13 protein-coding genes are annotated in these 19,220 nt (G+C 59.5%); 7 read left to right on the top strand and 6 right to left on the bottom strand.

The features are described from left to right. Positions 1 to 64: 64 nt before the first annotated feature. Together QNI87_RS15125 and QNI87_RS15120 are read left to right on the top strand one after the other, a co-directional pair. Positions 65 to 1,036 (top strand): type II secretion system F family protein, encoded by a 972-nt coding sequence (locus QNI87_RS15125; RefSeq protein WP_300598065.1) that lies wholly within the window; start codon positions 65 to 67, stop codon positions 1,034 to 1,036. A 20-nt stretch (positions 1,037 to 1,056) separates the two neighbouring features. Then, positions 1,057 to 2,127, top strand: a complete 1,071-nt coding sequence (locus QNI87_RS15120) for a type II secretion system F family protein (RefSeq protein ID WP_300598063.1) — start codon at positions 1,057 to 1,059, stop codon at positions 2,125 to 2,127. 64 nt (positions 2,128 to 2,191) lie between these two features. Here the strand turns inward: QNI87_RS15120 and QNI87_RS15115 are convergent, their stop codons facing one another. Together QNI87_RS15115 and QNI87_RS15110 are read right to left on the bottom strand one after the other, a co-directional pair. Next, entirely contained in the window at positions 2,192 to 2,710 is a 519-nt protein-coding gene (locus QNI87_RS15115) for a MarR family winged helix-turn-helix transcriptional regulator (protein WP_300598061.1), read from the bottom strand. A gap of 61 nt (positions 2,711 to 2,771) precedes the next feature. Beyond that, positions 2,772 to 3,644, bottom strand: a complete 873-nt coding sequence (locus QNI87_RS15110; RefSeq protein ID WP_300598059.1) for a crotonase/enoyl-CoA hydratase family protein — start codon at positions 3,642 to 3,644, stop codon at positions 2,772 to 2,774. Between the two features lie 515 nt (positions 3,645 to 4,159). On the opposite strand from QNI87_RS15110, the gene QNI87_RS15105 reads away from it, so the two are divergent. Next, positions 4,160 to 4,717 carry a hypothetical protein gene (locus QNI87_RS15105; protein ID WP_300598057.1) on the top strand — a complete coding sequence of 186 codons (558 nt, stop codon included), beginning with the start codon at positions 4,160 to 4,162 and terminating at the stop codon, positions 4,715 to 4,717. A 367-nt stretch (positions 4,718 to 5,084) separates the two neighbouring features. Here the strand turns inward: QNI87_RS15105 and QNI87_RS15100 are convergent, their stop codons facing one another. After that, positions 5,085 to 5,870 (bottom strand): SDR family NAD(P)-dependent oxidoreductase, encoded by a 786-nt coding sequence (locus tag QNI87_RS15100; RefSeq protein ID WP_300598055.1) that lies wholly within the window; start codon positions 5,868 to 5,870, stop codon positions 5,085 to 5,087. 91 nt (positions 5,871 to 5,961) lie between these two features. Then, a complete protein-coding gene (locus QNI87_RS15095) occupies positions 5,962 to 7,134 on the bottom strand; it encodes an acetyl-CoA C-acetyltransferase (RefSeq protein ID WP_300598053.1) in 1,173 nt (390 codons plus the stop codon). Between the two features lie 140 nt (positions 7,135 to 7,274). Between QNI87_RS15095 and QNI87_RS15090 the strand changes: the two genes are divergently transcribed. From QNI87_RS15090 to QNI87_RS15075, 4 genes are all read left to right on the top strand, one after another. Then, the gene (locus QNI87_RS15090) at positions 7,275 to 8,711 is read left to right on the top strand and encodes a putative 2OG-Fe(II) oxygenase (RefSeq protein ID WP_300598051.1); all 1,437 of its coding nucleotides are present in this window, start codon (positions 7,275 to 7,277) and stop codon (positions 8,709 to 8,711) included. A gap of 346 nt (positions 8,712 to 9,057) precedes the next feature. Next, positions 9,058 to 12,237: a TonB-dependent receptor gene (locus tag QNI87_RS15085; protein WP_300598049.1), complete on the top strand. Its 3,180-nt coding sequence runs from the start codon at positions 9,058 to 9,060 to the stop codon at positions 12,235 to 12,237. A gap of 161 nt (positions 12,238 to 12,398) precedes the next feature. Beyond that, on the top strand, positions 12,399 to 12,740 hold the full coding sequence (locus QNI87_RS15080; RefSeq protein ID WP_300598047.1) for a hypothetical protein: 342 nt from the start codon (positions 12,399 to 12,401) through the stop codon (positions 12,738 to 12,740). 38 nt (positions 12,741 to 12,778) lie between these two features. Further along, positions 12,779 to 13,345 carry a hypothetical protein gene (locus QNI87_RS15075; protein ID WP_300598045.1) on the top strand — a complete coding sequence of 189 codons (567 nt, stop codon included), beginning with the start codon at positions 12,779 to 12,781 and terminating at the stop codon, positions 13,343 to 13,345. Between the two features lie 124 nt (positions 13,346 to 13,469). On the opposite strand, the gene QNI87_RS15070 is transcribed toward QNI87_RS15075, so the two are convergent. After that, complete coding sequence (locus QNI87_RS15070) at positions 13,470 to 15,467, bottom strand: prolyl oligopeptidase family serine peptidase (RefSeq protein ID WP_300598043.1); 1,998 nt, start codon at positions 15,465 to 15,467, stop codon at positions 13,470 to 13,472. Positions 15,468 to 15,623: 156 nt separating this feature from the next. Then, on the bottom strand, positions 15,624 to 19,022 hold the full coding sequence (locus QNI87_RS15065) for a TonB-dependent receptor (RefSeq protein ID WP_300598041.1): 3,399 nt from the start codon (positions 19,020 to 19,022) through the stop codon (positions 15,624 to 15,626). Between the last annotated feature and the right edge of the window lie 198 nt (positions 19,023 to 19,220).

Raw genomic sequence — 19,220 nt, 5'->3', positions numbered from 1 at the left:
GCCGCGCTTTCCCCGCTCCTTCCCCCCGCCCGCACGCAGAGGACAAAAGCAGGACGATCGTTTCATGGAAATCATCCAAACTCTGCTGATCACCGTTGTGATCTTCGGTATTCTTGTCGGCGGGTACTACCTTGTCGCCAATTCGGGTGTCGCGTCGGCCCAGAAGCGCCGCCTTCAGGCTCTGCGCTTCCGACACTCGGACAGCATGGACGCCAAGGTCGAATCGCAATTCAAGAAAGCGATCGCCGCGCGCAAACCGAAGACCTACAAGGTCGCTGGCTCGGGGTCGCAGCTCGAAGCGCTGGCCACAAGGCTTGATCGCACCGGTCGCGAATTCACCGTGTCGCAATACATCTACACCTCCGTCGGTCTTGCGCTGGCGGTGACCGTCTTGATTTACCTTCAATCGGGTGCGGCGCTGCTGTCGCTTGGCGTTGGCCTTTTGGTCGGCGCGGGCATCCCGCACCTCGTGGTCGGGATGATGATCGGCAAGCGCACCGCGCAATTCAACGCAAAATTTCCCGATGGGATCGAACTGCTGGTTCGCGGTCTTCGCTCCGGTCTGCCGGTGACTGAAACGTTGTCTGTGGTCGCCCAAGAGGTGCCAGGCCCTGTCGGCATCGAGTTCAAAGGCATTGTCGAGCGGATCAAGATCGGGAAGACGATGGAAGATTCGCTTCAGGAAACGGCGGATCGTCTTGGTATCCCCGAATTCAACTTCTTCTGTATCACGCTGGCTATCCAACGCGAAACAGGTGGCAACCTCGCTGAGACGCTTTCGAACCTGGCGGACGTGCTGCGCAAGCGCGCGCAGATGAAGCTCAAGATCAAGGCGATGAGCTCGGAATCGAAGGCGTCGGCCTATATCGTCGGCTCACTACCCTTCATCGTGTTCGGCCTGATCTACTGGATCAACCCAAGCTACCTGGGCACCTTCTTTACCGACGATCGACTGATCGTCGTCGGCTTGGGTGGGCTCGTCTGGATGGGAATCGGCGTCGCAATCATGGCCAAGATGGTCAATTTCGAAATCTGACGAGGACGCACGAGCACGCTATGAGCATCGACCAATCTTCCGCCCTCGCCTTCCTTAACCTTGATGGCGCCGTCCTTACGGCCGCAGTGGCGGTTTTGAACCAGCCAGAAGGACCAAACCTGCTTGGCTTTGACGTCGTCTTCGTTGGCACCGTGCTGGCGGGTCTTGCGGCTCTAGCAGTGATGTTCGCGATCTACACCGCGCTCACGATCAAGGATCCGATGGCGAAGCGCGTGAAAGCGCTGAGCGATCGCCGCGAAGAGCTCAAGGCCGGCATCGTCACCTCCAATTCAAAGAAGCGCGCGAGCCTTGCGCGCAAATCGGACACCACCAACGCGGTGCGCGATCAGCTGGGCCGACTTAACGTTCTGCAGCAAAGCCAGATCGAAGCGGTTCAGCAAAAGCTGGCCCATGCTGGTTATCGCAACAAGGAACTCGCGGTCATTATCATCGGTCTGCGCCTGATCGGACCGATTGTGCTGGGTCTGCTTGGGTTCATCGTAATCTACGTTGTCGAATACTTCCCTGACTGGAGCCCGATGATGCGGCTGGGCGCGGTCAGCCTCATGCTGTTCGTGGGCTATAAGGGGCCAGAGATCTATCTGTCGAACAAGTCTTCCAAGCGGACCAAGGAAATCCAGAAAGGTCTGCCGGACGCGCTCGACCTGCTGGTGATCTGCGCGGAAGCGGGTCTTACGGTCGACTCCGCCTTCAACCGCGTCGCCAAGGAACTGGGCCGGGCCTATCCGGAACTGGGCGACGAGTTCGCGCTGACCGCGATTGAATTGTCCTTCCTGAACGAACGCAAACTGGCCTTTGACAACCTCGCCTATCGCGTCGATCTGGAGGCGGTGAAGGGCGTGGTGACCACCATGATCCAGACCGAGCGTTACGGTACGCCGCTCGCTTCCTCGCTCCGCGTGCTTTCGGCGGAATTCCGCAACGAACGCATGATGCGCGCCGAGGAAAAGGCCGCCCGCCTGCCGGCGATCATGACTGTGCCACTGATCCTGTTCATTTTGCCGGTGCTGTTCATCGTCATTCTTGGCCCAGCGGCCTGCTCGATCAACGACGCGCTGATTGAAACCTAGGCGGGTCTGCGGATCGCTTAACGACGCGGCTCGCGAGGGATACCTTCGCGGGCCGCTTCGCTCTTCAGGTCAGAGCTTCCACCTTTACGCGCAGCCGTTCGAGCATGGTGCGCAGGCGCTTCTGCTCCGCCTCGCTGAAATCGGCTAGGATTTCGCGCTCGGTGGCGAGCGCAAGCGGCAACACTTCGCGATGAATGTCGCGACCCTCGGCGGTCAACACAAGAATGTGCGAACGACCATCTGCAGCGTTTGGCGCGCGAGCGATCAGCCCTCGCGCTTCCAGCACCTTGCAAGCGCGGTTGACCGCCACCTTGTCCATCAGGGTCGCATCGGTCAGCGCGCGCTGAGTCATGCCCGCGCCCGCGTTGCTCGTTTCGTGCTCGCGCGACGCGTCGCCCAACACCGCCATAATCCGCCATTCGGTCACTTTGAGGGCAAAGCGCTTGCGATAGCGCTCGGCTATCAGGGCGCTGACCGCGTTCGAAGTGATCGAGAGCTGATAGGGCAGAAACTGCGCAAGCTGGCCCGCGCCCGCGGTCTTTTCTGACGAACTGGTGGGGGGGGCTTCAAGGGTGTCGGTCATGACAATTGGTTTCTACTGAAACCAGTCGGATTTTCAAGTGGGCCGCACAGCCGCGCCGCGCCTACTCGTAAACGCGCTGTTCCCACCAGGGGTAGAAATCGGGCATGTCCTCGCTCACCTTGCCGGGATAAGCGGGCGCGCGTTTTTCGAGAAAGCTCGCGATCCCTTCCTTCGCGTCGGCCCCGCGCGAGAGGCGATAAATCGCCCGGCTGTCGATCTTGTGCGCTTCCATCGGATGGTCCGCGCTCATCAACCGCCACATCATCGCGCGCGTCATCGCGACCGAGACGGCCGAGGTGTTCTGTGCAATTTCACGAGCCAGTTCGCGCGCTTCGCTCATCAGCACACCGGGCGCATGGACCGAGCGCACCAACCCGCCGCGATGCGCCTCGTCCGCGTCGAACACGCGGCCTGTGTAACACCATTCGAGCGCCTGGCTGACACCCACAAGCTGGGGCAGAAACCAGCTTGAGGCTGCCTCGGGTACGATCCCGCGCCGGGCAAAAACGAAGCCGTATCGCGCGGTTTCGCTGGCGAGACGGATGTCCATCGCGAGTTGCATGGTGGCGCCAACGCCGACCGCGACGCCGTTGCACGCGCTGATCAGCGGCTTCTTGCTTTCGAACAAGCGCAAGGTGAGCAACCCACCGCCATCGCGCACGCGCTCATCGGAGAGGTCGTCCACTGGCGTGGGATCCGAGAACACCTGCCCTCCCCCCTCCGGCGTCAGATCCGCGCCCGCGCAAAACGCCTTCTCCCCCGCGCCCGTGAAGATCACCGCGCGCACACTGTCGTCGGCGTCGATATCGTCCATTGCCGCGATGATCTCCTGCCCCATCGTGCGGGTGTAGGCGTTCATCTTGTCCGGGCGATTCAAGGTGATCGTGGCGATGCCCTCGGCCTTTTCGAGCGTGATCTGGGTTGGGTTGGTCATGGTAGTCCTCTCATCGGTTCATCGCAGCTGAGCAACGCCTGACACACCTGACACACTGTCCAGGCCAAGAAAACTGCTCATTCGCTCAATTGCCTTTCAGCGGCGCTGGGGAATGTCGATGCAGATGAGCTTTTCGCGAGAAACGGATGCCTGATGCGCATGCGCTCCGAATAGTATGGTAGCTCAGAGTAGGAAATGATCGCCGTCCGCTTACGACCCTAAAGTCAGACGTTCGGTTTCCGCCCGCGTTTTCCTCAAAGCGGTCGCGCGTCCATACGGCACCGTGAGGGAGAAATCTGGAAATCTCTTCCTTCCCGCAGCGACCTGCCGAGAGGCAGCTGTCGCCTTCATTAGCTGTTTATAGCATCAGAACCGCGATGGACAGGCATCATTCGCATGACAGCCCAGGCACACCATATAGACTATAACTAGCTATTTGAAAAAACATCTTGCTAAAATTGGCGATTTGGCCCATAGACTGTTTATCGCTAAAACGGCAATCGGGAGCCCTAACAATGCCTGAAACTATTTATGTCCCCTTCCCCCGGAAGCTCTATGACGACCTGATCCGCTTCTCCGACGGAAAGTGCGATCCGGTCGAGTGGGCTGTGTCGCGGCTTGAGGCTTGGATCGAGCACAACTTCAGCTCTGAGTGCTTCGGCGGTGGTTGGGCGAGCGACGGCTTCATGGCCATGTTCGACGAACGTATGGAAGATTTCGCTGCTGAGTTTTACCCGCAGGTTCTCGAATACTGGGATCAACAGGACGAAGCAGCGGCCAAGGCACGGCGCGAAGGGAATCGCCCGTTGGTGTGGAAGTATGTGACCGTTCCTTCCGGAGCGGACGTTCGCATGACTTACGGCGGGACGCAGTATTACGCCAAGGTCATTGATGGCGCGATCAAGGATGATAGCGGTGCGTACTCCCCGTCGGAATACGCCTCGAAAGTAGCGGGTGGCACCTCACGCAATGCCTGGCGTGACCTTTGGTTCAGGTTTCCAGGTGAAAGCGTTTGGCAGCCTGCGGCGTTGCTGCGTGAAAACTATCTGAAGTCTATTAAAGTCAATCTCTAAGCCGAAGGATCGAGAAATGACAAAGCATGAACGTGAGTGCGTTCGCCTCTGCAAGTCCGCCGGATTGCAAGTACTCCAGATCAGGTATGGCGGGAAGCATTTGAAGATCGCCTGTGCGCAGGGCGTGATCGTTTGCCCTTCAACACCCTCGGACGTGCGCTGGCACAAGAATCTTTTGTCCATCGCGCGCAAGGTCGTGCGGGAAAGCAAAGATTGAAGAATACCTTTCCGATATAGATCTCGTCCTGCCATCTGAAAGCGGTTAGGCAGCTATCCACCTCATCGCCGCCCTGTCGGACCACGAAAAAACGCCGTCCGCACCCAAATGCGAACGGCGTTTCCAGTCTCGACGCCCGGTTGATCGCCCTTAGCGCGGCGCCATCCGGATCGCGCCATCCAGCCGCACGTCTTCGCCGTTGAAGTATCCGGTTTCGATCATGCACATGGCTAGCTTCGCGTATTCATCAGGCAAACCGAGGCGCTTGGGGAACGGCACGGACGCCGCGAGCGCTTCCTTTACCTGCGGGGGCGCGGCGTTCATCAGCGGGGTCTCGAAGATGCCCGGCAGGATGGTGTTGACGCGGATACCTTCCTTCATGAGGTCGCGCGCGATCGGCAGGGTCATGCCGACAACGCCGCCCTTCGACGCCGAATACGCCGCCTGACCCATCTGGCCGTCTTCGGCCGCCACGCTCGCGGTGTTAACGATCGCACCGCGGTCGCCGTCTTCGGAGAGCGGATCGAGCGTCATCATGCCCGCCGCCGACTTGGCGATGCAGCGGAAGGTACCCACAAGGTTCACCTGAATGACAAAATCGAAGGCGGACAGCGGGAAGTGCTTGATCGAGCCATCCTGCTTGTCGCGGCTGGCGGTCTTGATCGCATTGCCGATCCCGGCGCAGTTGACCAGAATGCGCTCCTGCCCGTGGGCTTCGCGCGCCTTGGCAAACGCGGCGTCGACTTCTTCGTCGCTGGTCACATTGACCTTGCAAAAGACGCCGCCGACTTCGGCCGCCATCGCTTCGCCCTTTTCCTCGTTCATGTCGAAAATTGCGACCTTCGCGCCCTTTGCGGCGAGCGCGCGCACGGTGGCCGCGCCTAGGCCGGAGGCTCCGCCGGTGACGACGGCGGGGGTGTTGGCTGAAACTTCCATTATTCTCTCCTAAAGCGTGAGTCCCAGCGAAGGCTGGGACCTCGTTCAATTTAGCGGGAGGTCCCAGCTTCCGCCGGGACGCACAATTCAATCAAAGGCTCTCCACGATAGTAACGTTGGCGACGCCGCCGCCTTCGCACATCGTTTGCAGGCCGTACCTCTTGTCGTGACGCTTGAGACCGTGAACCAGCGTCGCCATCAGCTTGGTGCCGGACGCGCCGAGCGGGTGGCCGAGCGCAATCGCGCCGCCATGGACGTTGAGCTTGTCGGGGTCCGCGCCGGTGTGCTTGAGCCAGGCGAGCGGCACAGGCGCAAAGGCCTCGTTGACTTCGTAAAGGTCGATATCGTCGATCTTGAGCCCAGCGCGTTCGAGCGCCTTGTCGGTCGCAAACAGCGGCTCTTCGAGCATGATAACCGGGTCGCCCGCCGTGACGGTAAGGTTGTGAATGCGCGCCATCGGAGTGAGGTTATGGGCCTTGAGCGCTTCTTCCGAAACTACCAAAACCGCCGAAGACCCGTCGCAGATTTGGCTGGAGGTCGCAGCGGTGATCTTGCCATCCGGGCTGATTAACTTGACGCCAGCAATGCCTTCAAGGCTCGCATCAAAGCGGATGCCCTCGTCGATCTTGTGGACTTCATTGCCCTCGGGAGTCTCGATCTCGACCGGCACGATCTCATTGTCGAAGGCCCCGGCCTGCGTGGCCGCGATGGCCTTTTCGTGGCTCGAAAGCCCGAACTTATCGAGCTCATCCTTGGTCATGCCGTGCTTGTTCGCGATCATCTCCGCGCCCATGAATTGGCTGAACTGGACCTTGGGATATTTCTCTTCGAGGCCCGGCGACTTGTAGTGGCCAAGCCCCTCTTTCATGTGCAGCGTCGCGGTCGAGCCCATCGGCACGCGCGTCATGCTTTCCACACCGCTCGCGATCACGAGGTCCTGCGTCCCGCTCATCACGGCCTGCGCGGCGAACTGGATCGCCTGCTGGCTGGAGCCGCACTGACGGTCAATCGTCACGGCGGGCGTCGATTGCGGGAGATGCTTTGAGGCCAGCACGCCCATGCGCCCGACCTGCATCGCCTGCTCGCCCGCCTGGCTGACGCATCCAGTCACGACATCGTCAATCACCGAGGGATCGACCCCGCTGCGCTCGACAACCGCGTCGAGTGACTTGGCGAGGAGGTCCACCGGATGAACCCCGGCCAGGCGACCGCCGCGGCGGCCACCCGCAGTGCGGACGGCGTCGACAATATAGGCTGTGGGCATGTTTCTGTCTCCAATAGGCTGGGCCAGGGGTGCGGGCGATGAGGCGAAAAGCAAGTTGCGATTTGCCACTCGCCGCGTGTTGGCGCATGGCCTATGAGAGGAGCCGCGCGGAATCAAGCGGGCAAATCGAGGGGAGAGGCATGGCCATGGACAACTCCACCCGCCAATCGGCGCCACCGACGCCCGAAGCGTTGCTGGAAGCGGCGATCAGGGCGCGCAAGGAAGGGGATCTGGCGCGCGTAGCCAGGGCGCTGGACGGTGTGCTCAAGGCCGCTCCGCATCACCCCATCCCATTGCGCCTGCGCGCGCGCGTCGCGCTCGAACGCGGCGAGGCAAGCGCGCTCGGGCGCTTCGATGAAGCCTTGCGCGCGGACCCAGGAAACGCCGAGCTCCATCTTGGAAAAGCGCAGGCGCTGGAACTCTCTGGCGACCGGAAGGGCGCGCGTATCGTGGCGGAGCAGATCGCCGCGCAGGCCCCCGGTTTCATCGCAGCGCTCTCGTTTCTCTCCAGCCTCTATCTGGCGGCAGGTGAATCTGATTTCACCGCACCTTTTGCCGCCGCTGCAGCCAAAGCTCCGCAGGATCCCAATATTCTGGCCGCCTGGATCAACAGCTTTGCAGGGATCGAACGGTTCGCCGACGCCGCAAGGATCGCCGACCAGGCGCGCGCGGCCTTTCCGGCTGAGCCGCATTTCGCGTTGCTCGAAGCGCTCAACGCGGGATCGGCAGGCGATTGGGATCGGGCCGAAGCCGTTTTTGCCGATCTCGCGCTTGAGAGCGCGCAACGCTGGCTCGCCGAGGCGCGGCATCGCCTACGCGCAGGCCAGATTGCCATGTCGCAGGCGCTGGTCGACAAAGCGCTCGACACCGCGCCGCACGATGTCGCCGCATGGGCGCTGCAAGGCATCGTGTGGCGGTTGAGCGAAACCGATGAGGGCAAAGCGAAGGCGCGATGGCTGCATGAGCAGGCCGGTCTGGTGCAGATGCGCCCGCTGATCGCGCAAGACGGCTTGCTCGAGCGCGTTCGAACCCGGCTCGAGGCGCTTCACGAGGGCGCTGGAATGCCGCTTGGGCAAAGTCTGCGCGGCGGATCGCAGACCCGCGGGATCCTGCTTCAGCGCCCTGAACCGGAGTTTGCCGAACTGCACAGCGCTATCCTCGACACGCTCAAGGCCTATCGCGATGAACTGCCCGATAAAGACGCAGACCACCCGCTCCTGAAAGCGCGCGACACACCCTGGCGCCTCGCGGGATCATGGTCGGTTCGCCTGACCGGTGAGGGGGACCACCACGCCGCCCACATCCACCCCGCAGGCCTGATCTCTAGCGCGCTCTACGTGACGGTGCCCCAAACGGCCAACGATGCGGACAAGCAGGGCTGGCTGGAAATCGGCCGACCGCCTGCGGATCTGAGGCTCGATTTGGCGCCGATCGCGTCGATTCAGCCCAAGGAGGGGCACCTCGCGCTGTTCCCTTCGACGCTCTATCACGGCACGACGCGGTTTGCTCGACCACCCGATCAGAGCGCGCGTATGACGATTGCCTTTGATGTTATTACCGCGCAACAGGGCGTGTAACATCGGTGTTCCGAGGCGCGCTTGCGATGAACTGAGAAAATCCTTCGGAATCATTGCTAAAGGCCCAGTTTGCGACGCATTTCACAGTGTTGCAACAATACGACAGCCGTGTCTCATTTTTCGAAATTCGATCAGTGTCGCTTCCCTTGCCGGGGCGAACGGTTCATTTCGCCTGCGAGGCATTGCGTTGCCAGATATTGCGCATGGGAGCGCGTGAAATCTGGACCGGCCAATGCCCAGCAAAAGGCGGGAACAGGGGTGCATTCCACTACACCTAAAGCTGCGACCGTATTCAAAGGCCGGGCGGTTAGTCGTCTGGCTGACATTTTTTGAGGGTAAGGAACCTATGAAAAAGTCAACACAATTGCGTCTGAGCGCCGGCTCGTTCGCGGTCGGCCTTGCGCTGGCCTCGACGCCCGGCTTTGCTCAGGACACTGAGACCGAAGAAACCGAAGAGATCTCGGCCGACGCGATCATCGTCACCGGTTCACGCGTGACTGATCCCAACCTTGAGCTGTCATCGCCTGTGACCGCGATCGGCGAAGAAGAGCTGACGCTGCGCCAGACCAACACGGCTGAGCAGTTCCTGCGCGAACTTCCCAGCGCGGTTCCGAGCATCGGCTCGGCGGTGAACAACGGCAACGGCGGTGCGTCCTTTGTCAACCTCCGCGGTGTGGGTTCGGTGCGTAACCTCATCCTTCTCGACGGGCGTCGCTTCGTTCCGGCTGACGAAACCGGCCGCGTTGACCTTAACAACATTCCGCTCGCCGTGATCGAGCAGACCGAAGTACTGACCGGCGGTGCGACAACCACCTACGGCGCCGACGCGGTTGGCGGTGTTATCAACTTCATCACCAAGAAGGACTTTGCCGGCGTCCAGATCGATGCAAGCACGGGCCTTACCGAAGAAGGTGACGGCGAAACATACCGCATCGAAATGACGATTGGTGCCAACTTCGACGATGGTCGCGGTAACGCGGTGCTGAGTGTTGGCTATCAGGACCAATCGGCGGTGTTCCAGGGCGATCGTCCCTATTCGGAATTCAACATCAACTCGTTCACTGGCAACCCCGGCGGTTCTTCGAACGCTGTCCCGGCCAACATCCTTTTCAACTCAACGATCGATCCGGCCACGATTTGCGACGACACGCAGTTCTCTGCCGCAGCCGATTGCCCAGTGCTTTCCGGAACGCTCTTCCGTGATGGCACAATTGATCCGAACACTGGTGAGCTGCAGCGTCAAACCTTCGGTGGCCTTGGGTATACCAATGGTATTACTGCGCAGATCAACGAATCGGGCACGGATATCGTTTCGAACAATCCCAACGATCCGCTGGACGACGGCGAGTTCAACCCGAACCCGTTCAACTTCAACCCGTTCAATCTGTTCCAGACGCCGTTTGAACGGTTCAACATCTTCGGCCAGGCGAACTACGAAATCTCGCCCGCCGTCGAGGTGTACAGCCAAGCCACCTTCTCGCGCCAGACCGTTTCGACGATCATCGCGCCGGGTGGTTCGTTCTTCAACACCTACTCGTTGAACCTCAACAACCCTCTGATCCCGGAAGACATCGCGGTGCGTTACGGTGAAGGCCTTGGCCTGGTCGGCGCGGAATACGATGCGGCGCGCAACACGCAGTTCGGCCCGACGCTTCCCGATGGTACGGCGAACCCTGACTATGTCGAGTTCGACACTCAGGTGCGCCGTCGCTCGATCGAAGCGGGTACGCGTGACTCAGACTTCACCACGACGCTGTTCAACATTGTTGTGGGCGCGCGCGGCGAGATCACCGACAGCATCAACTACGATGTGTCGGCGACATACGGCGAATCCGAGCGTATCCAGCGCCAGTCCGGCTTTGCTCGGTTTGATAACCTTCAGCAGTCTCTGCTCGCCATCCCCGACGGCAGCGGCGGTGTGCAGTGCATCGACACTTCGGGCGGCTGTCAGGCGATCAACCTGTTCGGCCCGTCGGGTGATCTCGGCTCGCAAGAAGCCATCGACTATGTCTTCAGCCTCACGCAACAGGTTATCGACATTTCGACGATCGGTACGGTGCAGGGCATCATCTCGGGCGACCTTCCGCTTTCGCTCTTCGGCTCCTCGCCGGTTTCATTTGCGACCGGCGTTGAGTACCGCGACTTTGGCGCGAGCCAGGTTTCGGATGAAGCTTCGCAGACCCCCGGCGCGGTTGTCGGTGGCGGCGGTGCCGATCCGAACTTCGATGGCAGTTATGATGTGTTCGACGTGTTCGGCGAACTGTACATCCCGATCCTCGAAGGCGTGGCGTTCGCAGAGCGTCTGACCATCGATGTCGGCGGTCGCTACTCGAATTACGAACTTTCGAGCAACGAGTTCACGTGGAAAGTCGGCGGTACCTGGGAACCCGTGGTTGGCTTCACTGTCCGCGGTAACTACCAGCGTGCGGCTCGCGCACCGAACATCGGCGAGCTGTTCTTCCCGGAGACCACTGGTCTTGACAACCTGGCAAGTGACCCGTGTGCCGGTGCAGCGCCGACGCAAGACGCAGCGCTTGCAGCGGTGTGTATCGCGCAGGGCGCTCCGGCGCAGATCGTCAATGCCGGCGGCATTCAGGAACCGGCAGCAGGCCAGATCAACGTGACGACCGGTGGTAACCTTGAGCTGGACACCGAGCAGGCCACGACCTGGACCGTTGGGTTCATCGCACAGCCCGCCTCGATCCCGGGTCTGTCGGTCTCGGTCGACTACTGGAACCTGCGCATCGAAGACGCGATCACCACTCCCACCAGCGGTGACGTGGTCAACGGCTGCTACAACACCGGTAACCTCGACTTCGATTCCAACCCATTCTGCCAGTTGATCGAGCGTAGCCCGACGACCGGTGGTCTTGACGGTTCACCGGACGAAGTGCGCGGTCTGCTTCTGGGTCTCACCAACCTCGGCCTGATCCAGACCGATGGTATCGACACGGCGATCAATTACGGCATGGACCTGACCGATGACATCGGGCTCAACCTTGGTGTGATCGGCACCTGGACGAACGAGAACATCTTCCAGGCGACCCCGGAATCGATCGCGCGCGATTGCGTCGGTTTCTACTCGGTCAACTGCGCTTCGATCCAGCCAGAGTTCGTGTTCGACACGCGCGCAACGCTCAACTTCTTCGACGACTACTCGTTGTCGCTGCGTTGGCGCTACCTGAGCGGCGTTGAGTACGAGCCGGAGCAATTCCAGGCTGAACTTGATGCGGCTTTGGCCGATCCGGAAGGTTGCCCCGATCCGTTGGGCGCCGATCCGGGTGGCTGTCTCGTTGAAGAAGAATTCCGTGAAATTCCCGCGGAAAGCTACTTCGACCTGACGCTGCAGTGGGACGTGATCGAGAACGTTCTGTTCACCGCCACGGTGACGAACCTGTTCGACAATCAGCCGACCGTGGTTGGTTCGACGGTCGGCACGACGGCGTTCAACTCGGGTAACGTCTACCCGTCGACCTACGACACACTGGGTCGTCGCTACAATATCGGTGTCCGCTTCAGCTTCTAAGCCGCAAGCGGTCAGCCGGACTGACCTGACAAGAGAGGGGCGAGCCGTTGGGCTCGCCCCTTTTCTTTTTTCCGCGCAAGCGCACACCTTAGGCATTCATGCCTGTCTTTCCCTCGGGCGCTGTGCTATTCTTCATCTGTTGCCGAAATAGGGGAGCCAGCATGATCTATTCTCTTATCGCTTTCAGCCTTTTCGCCGTGCAAGCAGCACCGGAGGTGCCGGCCGCTCCCGAAGCGGAACCGGCTGCGCAAGCCAAGGCCGAACCGACAGCGGATCCCAACATCGATGTGGTCGAGCAAAAGCCGGAAAAGATCACGGATCGCTCCCACCCTGATTACGTGCGTTGCAAGAGCAAGCCGGTGATCGGATCGCGCGCCCAGCGCAAGCGTACCTGCATGACAAACCGGGAATGGGCCGAAGTGGCCCGACAGGGCAACGATCGTTCGCGCGACTTTGTGGGCGACAACCAGCCCGGTTTCCAAAGAATCCCGGGCCAAAACTGACCGCTTGCGGTTTCCTCAGCCGGAACTAGGCAAATCGCATGATTAGGTTTCGCCGCCCCGTTTTTATAACCTCGACGCTGGGATCTTCGATAGTTTTCGCTGCGGCTGCGGCTTCAGCTGGGGCACAGGAAGCCGATAGCGGCGGCATAAGCAACAGCCCCATCGTCGGGAAGCTGGAAAGCTGTCTTAGCATAACCGAAGATGCAGAGCGCCTCGCCTGCTTTGACCGTGAAGTCGGCGCTCTGGTTGGCGCCAGCAATGAGGGCGAAGTGACGGTCGTCGAGACCGAAGAGATCGCCGAGGCGCGCAAGAAGCTGTTTGGGTATAATGTGCCTGACGTAGGGATCTTCGCTGCGCAAAGCGAAGAGGCGAAAGAAGATAGTAATCGGCTCACCTCTACCGTCACCAAAGTGCGCAAAGTCAGCTCGAAAGAGTGGCACTTCTGGATCGAGGAAGGCAACGCGAAGTGGCGGATCAAGACCAACTCGATCCGTTTCCGCGCGCCCAAAGTGGGTGACACCGTTGAATTCAAGCCAGCGACGATGGGCACATACTGGATCCGCGTAAACGGGCGCAAAGGCGTGCGCGGAAACCGCATCGGATAATCCGCTCGCGCTTTACAGCGCCCTTCTCTCAAAGAAAAGGAAAGGCCCAGCGCACTTGGGTGTCGCCGGGCCTTACGTTGGATCGGAAGACTCCCTTCAGCCCTCGATCGCCTTTGGCTTCGATTTACAGGCCGCCGGGACCGCAGTCGTTCGCCAGATAGTCGAGCATCTTGGTGTAGAATTGCTGCTGATGCTCAAACATCAGGGTGTTGTAGAAGTGGTCCGCGCCCTCGATGGTGACGAACTGGCCGTCCTTGCCCGCCTTCTCGAACTCCTTCTTGTAGTCCTGGAAGTGGTAGTAAAGGACCCGGCGGTCGTTTCTGGGGTGGACCATCAGAAGCGGGATTTGCGCGTTCGCCGCTTCATCGACCGGGTTCACGCCATAGGCGGTATCGAGCCAGTACTGCTCGACGGCGCTGCTGATGCCGCGGCCCCAGACTTGCTTGAGCTTGGGCCAATTCGAGACCGCAGCGCCAGCGATCGCACATTGATAGATGTTGTCCTGGCGGCTGGCCGCCACGAGCGCGGCGTAACCGCCATAGGACCAGCCGAACATCGCCAGGCGATCCGGGTCCGCCAGACCCTGCTCAACCAGATACAACGCGCCGTCGTCCTTATCGTCCTGCATCGCGCGTCCATATTCGCCAAAGCCGGCCAGGAAGTGCTCACGGCCCCAGCCATAGGTGACGCGATATTGCGGTTGGAGAACCATGTAACCGCTGCTGGCGAGGAGCTGCGCCCACTCGTCATAGGTCACTACCTCGTTCACCATCGGTCCGCCGTGCGGCATCACGATCAGCGGGAAGGGGCCTTCCCCCTTGGGCTTGGTCACATAGCCGGGAATCATGAGCTTCCCATCGCGAGACGGGTAGCGAATGAATTCGACCTCGGCGAGATTTTCCTGATTAACTAGAGGGTTACGGCTGCCCAGCTTGGCAAGCTTGCCCTCTTTGACAAGCCAGAACGAGCCCGGATCCTTCGGCCCCGAATTGTACACGATCATGGAGCGTCCGTCATAGGATCGGCTCGTGATCGACAATTGGTGCGCATAGGGTATTTGGGCTTCCAGCGCCTCATAAAGCGCTTTTTCTTCCTCGTCGAACCAGTGCCGCTCCATCTTGGCGCCGGGATAGCGGGCAGCGACCAGCTTGTCGTCCCCTGGAATCGAGTGCAGCTGGATGTCCAGCACGTCAGCGCTTTCGGCCTGGAACAACTTCTTGCCGAGCGCCCCTGCCTCGAAATCAAGCTCGTACAGCGCAGCCTTGTCGTCCTCGCCCTGCCAGTCGACAAAGTAGCCGATATTGGGATTGTTCGGATCGAAGCCTTTCAGACCCGAAATGTTGGTCCAGGTGCGTGGAACGTTCTTGAGATCATCGTTGCTGTAACGACCAAATTCACTCCATGAACCGTCGCCAGGCTTGCGAAAAAAGGCAACGGTGTCATTTCCATCGACGCCCAAGGCAAAGCGAGGATTCGCCTCGTTGTCGAAGACAACCTGCCCGTATTTGGAGGTTCCGCGCAGCACAAGCTCGCGCGCGCCGGTCTCGAGGTTGAACTTGTAGTAAGAGCGCGGGCGGAAACGCGCCAGCGGATCGCTGCCGGTCCCTCCATCAACCGCGGTGCCGGTCGAAACCAGGATGCGCTCGGGGTCGTTGGGCAAACGGTTCACAAGCCCGAAGTTGCCGTCGACCCGGTTGAATTTGTTCTCCTCAAGATCGTAGAAAAACGAGGCGTAGCCGCGGATGTCCTGCTCTTGACGCTTCACGGACTTGCGAACGACCTGCCAGGCCGCGCCGTAAATCTGCGTGTTGCTGACCCAGGATGCCGAAATGATTTCCATCGGATCGGCGTTCAATGTGCGCAAGGGTTCCGCTAGGTTATCGGTCTTGTAGATCTGGAGCAGATATTCGCCTTCGCGACTGGGACTGACATGCACCAACAGGTGCTTGCCGTCCGGGGAGATTTCGACCCGATTGACGACATCGCGCAGCGCCCAGACATCGACAGGGACAGAGGTAGCACCTTTTGCCTGAGCCTGGGTTTCACTAGGAGCGGCGAGACTGAGGCCAAGAACCGACACGCCGACCATGACAGCCGCCGCCGAAGCTTTGAGATATTTCATCGGGGATTACCCTCTTTGCTGAGTCTTATAGGTGATCAAACGAGACGCACCGGCCTCCATTCCAACGCGCCCGTAGATCAAGATTAAATCAAAAAAGCGGCCCCCCAGCAAGTCCAGGAGGCCGCCTTTTTTTGGCTAATTTCTGCCGATTCTCGCTTAGAAGCTGTAGCCAATAGTCGCGAAGAACTCGCGGCCGTCGAAATCGTAGCCGTTGCCGATCGGGTTATTCACGATCGAGAAGACTTCGGTCGAATCCACGCGCGGCGGAGCCCGGTCAAACAGGTTCGTAATACCAAGCGTGAGTGTGAGATTATCGCCGCGGTATTGGACCGACACCGCATGCTCAAAGTATTCTTCCGCAAAGCCAACGTTGCGGCAGAACACGCCGTCGCCAGCGACATTCCCGTTGAGAGTCCCGTCAGGATCGCGCGAACCAGAGCCAAGACAGGTGTCTGAGAAAAAGCCGGTGAACTCGCCATCCGGACCATAGCCGAAGGCATCTGAGAAATCATCGCGCTGGGCCTCTTCCTGTTCGACCCGGCCAATGTAGTAAGTTTCCCACGTCAGACGGAAGTCATCCCAATCGACGAAGAAAGTTGCCGTTCCCGTCCATGCAGGAAAACCAAATTCACCGGCATCTTCGTCGAAGGTTTGTGTACCGTCATCACCGATAAAAAGCGTGGACCGTTCGATCAGGTGGTTAGCCCTAATTATCAGGTTAGCGTCGAAAACTTCACCGCCAATCGTGAAATCCTTGGCGAAGGTTGCGTTAAGGTCAATACCACGTACGCTTTCTTCGTTGAGGTTGATGAAACCACTGTTCACATTGGTTACTAGTCCCCGTGTCGCGGAATCGAGCGGGCCTGTCACGATACGATCGCAGAACGGGCTGCGGTTCTCCTCCTGCCGGGTGTAGCAATCGTTCAGAATGAATTGCGTGCTCGGTTCAACGATCGAGTCCTTCAACTTGATGTCGTAGTAGTTGAAATTGAAGGCAAAATTGAAGCCGCTTGCGAAGCTTTCCTCGAAGGCAAAACCAGTCGCTATCGAGCGAGAGGTCTCAGGATCAATATCCAGCGAACCACCCGTTATGACCTCCACACCAGTGAGCTGGTTGGGCGAAAGTTGGGGGTTGTTCGGATCGAGACCGACCTGCTCAGGATCACGGCCTTCACGGCGGCAGTTTTCGAGAACTCGGGGGTCACGATTATCGCCGGACTGAACGTACTGGCCCGTCTCGGTATCGTAGGCGTCATCGGGAACCGCACAGGGGTCAATGAAAGTGTTAAAGCCGGACTGACCGCGCAGAAAGTTCTCACGCAGGTTCGGCGCGCGGAACGACGTGCCGTAGCTGAATTTGAGCAATAGCGGTGCCACCGGACGCCAGCCGCCTTTCAAAGCGAACGTCCCGTTGGTGCCGTAAAACTCCTGATCGGTGATGCGGCCCGAAAGGTTAAGGTTCAGTTCTTCGACGAGTGTTTCGCCAGCCACAAGCGGGATATCGATTTCGCCGAAAGCTTCACGGATCCAAGCCGAACCTGTCGCACCCTGGTCAGCGGTAAAGGCGAAGAAAAGGCCGTTCGCAGCGGCATCGTTCGGACGGGAATCAATGCTGTCTTCGCGCCATTCCGCACCGAGCACGAGGCCAACCGGGCCTGCCGGCAGATCAAAGAGATCGCCGGTAGCAAACGCGGAAAGCATGGTCTGTTCGTAGATCGTGTCAAAGACCCGGTCGCCGAACAGGTAATCGCGCTCGGCCTGCGTTTCGAAATCACCGATCACCTGATCAATCAAGCCCGGTGCGTAGAGGTTAGTCGCAACGCAGCCTTGTGTAAGGTCAGGCAAGGCCAGGTCCGGATTAGCCAATCCCGCCGCGTTGCAGGGTCCTCCGGTGAGCGGCGGGAACGCATTGTTTTGGTTATAGTCATCGGCGAAGCCATCGCCGTTATTATCCGCAACACCGTCTCCGTTGAAATCAGCGGTCGGGTCAATGCCCAGCGCAAAGGCAAGCTTATCTTCGCGGATACCACGCGTCAGCGAGCTGCCTTCTGAGCGCGAGTAGACGCCTGAAAATTCGAACGACCAGCTCGGCCCGATAAAGGGCAGGTCACCACGAACGCCCAGCACGGCGCGATATTGCTCTTGCGTGATGTCGAAGTTATTTCGATCACCATTCACTGAGATAACGGGAATAGTCGGCAGGCTGAAGCCAGCGTTTACGCCCGGACGACCAAGCAGAGTGACTTCAGCGGCCGCGCAATCGTTATTGGCAATGTTGCACGGGTTGAACTCGTTGCTTCCCGGCACATAAGGGAAAATTTGGGGAGCGCCGGTGTTATCCGATCTGATGTCAGCGCGCGTGTAGTTCGCCTCGAAGAACGGCGTGATGTTGGCCTCGCCTGGGAAAGTGTATTCCCCGTAGGCCATCACGTTGTACAAATCCTGCCGGCTCAAAAAAATCTGATCAAGGTTTGTTCCGTTGCGATTGACCTCCTGGAAGTCAACATCACGAAGACCGTCGCCGTCGGCATCGATATCCCGACCGCCCGTGAAAAAAACGTCGAGGCCCGGAATACCCGAGTTGCCGGTTCCGGGGATGGTCCAGAGGTTTCCGTACGTTTGGAACTGCGAGACGAGACGGCCCACCTGGCTGGTGATTTTGCATTCATCGCGCGACGTAGATACACCAGGCGTGCGGTTCTCGACGATTGCAGCGTTGCGAACATCGAGGTTCAAACGGTTTCCGTTCTGGTCGATCTCTTCGTGCTCGTCACACCCGTTAAAGAAGTCGCGATCGTTAAAGCGGATTTCGTCCCGATAACGGTACTCCGCACCGATCCCGAACACGCCCCGGTCGGTCGTAAAACCCCAAGCAGCGCTTAGGGTAGCATCGTTACCCGCGCCTTGCTCGTTGAGATCGCCCGCGGCGAACAGCTCAAGACCGTCGAAATCTTTCCGCAGGATGATGTTGACCACACCCGCGACAGCGTCAGAGCCATAGATGGCCGACGCACCATCAAGCAACAGATCATAACGGTCAACAAGAGACGCAGGAATGAGGTTCGTCGACGGGCTTGTCGGCGCGCCTTCCACACCTGCGGGTGCAAGGCGGCGACCATTCAGCAACACAAGCGTCCGGCTTGCATCAAGACCGCGCAGGTTGATCGTCTCCGAACCCGGCCCGTTATCAAGCACAAAGCCGTTAAAGGTGGCGTCGATTTGAAGGCCCGCCGCCGCTTCAGACCGTTGAAGAATCTGCGTCGGGTCGAAGGCGCCAACTGCTTGCCGACCCTCGGTGCTGATCACCTGCAGCGGAGAAATCGACGAATAGGTGTCTTTGACAATACGCGAACCCGTAACGGTGATGCGCCCTTCATCCTCCGGAACCTCGTCATCGCTGGTGATATCGATCGGCTCTTCTTGCTCGACCTGTTCATCTTCGGCTTGTTCATCTTCGGCTTGCTCTTGCGCGGCCACTGGGCCGGCAATGACAAACGCGATAGCCGAAGCGGAAAAGGCGAGCGCCTTAAGCGAATTGCTGTGAAAAGTTTTCATGAATAACTCCAGTTGCGACAACCGAAGCTTTCATCGCGTGCGAACACACCTCTTTTGCCTCACGCCTGTACCCCTACAGGCGTGAGAGCTGGTCCCCTGTCCGTGATCGCGATTTAGCCCCTGCGATCCTTTTTTTGTGCATCAGCAACATTTTGTTGTCAAAGTCGGTTCTCGCCTCACCGAAGATTTCACGCGAGT

The sequence above is a fragment of the Erythrobacter sp. genome, from assembly GCF_030066995.1.
Lineage (GTDB): Bacteria > Pseudomonadota > Alphaproteobacteria > Sphingomonadales > Sphingomonadaceae > Erythrobacter.
This window is presented reverse-complemented; position numbering and strand designations above follow the sequence as displayed.

Bases quoted from the DNA above. Each gene is read 5' to 3' on its own strand.
- QNI87_RS15085 (WP_300598049.1), top strand. From the start codon at position 9,058: ATGAAAAAGTCAACACAATTGCGTCTGAGCGCCGGCTCGTTCGCGGTC.
- QNI87_RS15075 (WP_300598045.1), top strand. From the start codon at position 12,779: ATGATTAGGTTTCGCCGCCCCGTTTTTATAACCTCGACGCTGGGATCT.
- QNI87_RS15070 (WP_300598043.1), bottom strand. From the start codon at position 15,467: ATGAAATATCTCAAAGCTTCGGCGGCGGCTGTCATGGTCGGCGTGTCG.
- QNI87_RS15065 (WP_300598041.1), bottom strand. From the start codon at position 19,022: ATGAAAACTTTTCACAGCAATTCGCTTAAGGCGCTCGCCTTTTCCGCT.
- QNI87_RS15105 (WP_300598057.1), top strand. From the start codon at position 4,160: ATGCCTGAAACTATTTATGTCCCCTTCCCCCGGAAGCTCTATGACGAC.
- QNI87_RS15100 (WP_300598055.1), bottom strand. From the start codon at position 5,870: ATGGAAGTTTCAGCCAACACCCCCGCCGTCGTCACCGGCGGAGCCTCC.
- QNI87_RS15120 (WP_300598063.1), top strand. From the start codon at position 1,057: ATGAGCATCGACCAATCTTCCGCCCTCGCCTTCCTTAACCTTGATGGC.
- QNI87_RS15125 (WP_300598065.1), top strand. From the start codon at position 65: ATGGAAATCATCCAAACTCTGCTGATCACCGTTGTGATCTTCGGTATT.
- QNI87_RS15115 (WP_300598061.1), bottom strand. From the start codon at position 2,710: ATGACCGACACCCTTGAAGCCCCCCCCACCAGTTCGTCAGAAAAGACC.
- QNI87_RS15090 (WP_300598051.1), top strand. From the start codon at position 7,275: ATGGCCATGGACAACTCCACCCGCCAATCGGCGCCACCGACGCCCGAA.
- QNI87_RS15095 (WP_300598053.1), bottom strand. From the start codon at position 7,134: ATGCCCACAGCCTATATTGTCGACGCCGTCCGCACTGCGGGTGGCCGC.
- QNI87_RS15110 (WP_300598059.1), bottom strand. From the start codon at position 3,644: ATGACCAACCCAACCCAGATCACGCTCGAAAAGGCCGAGGGCATCGCC.
- QNI87_RS15080 (WP_300598047.1), top strand. From the start codon at position 12,399: ATGATCTATTCTCTTATCGCTTTCAGCCTTTTCGCCGTGCAAGCAGCA.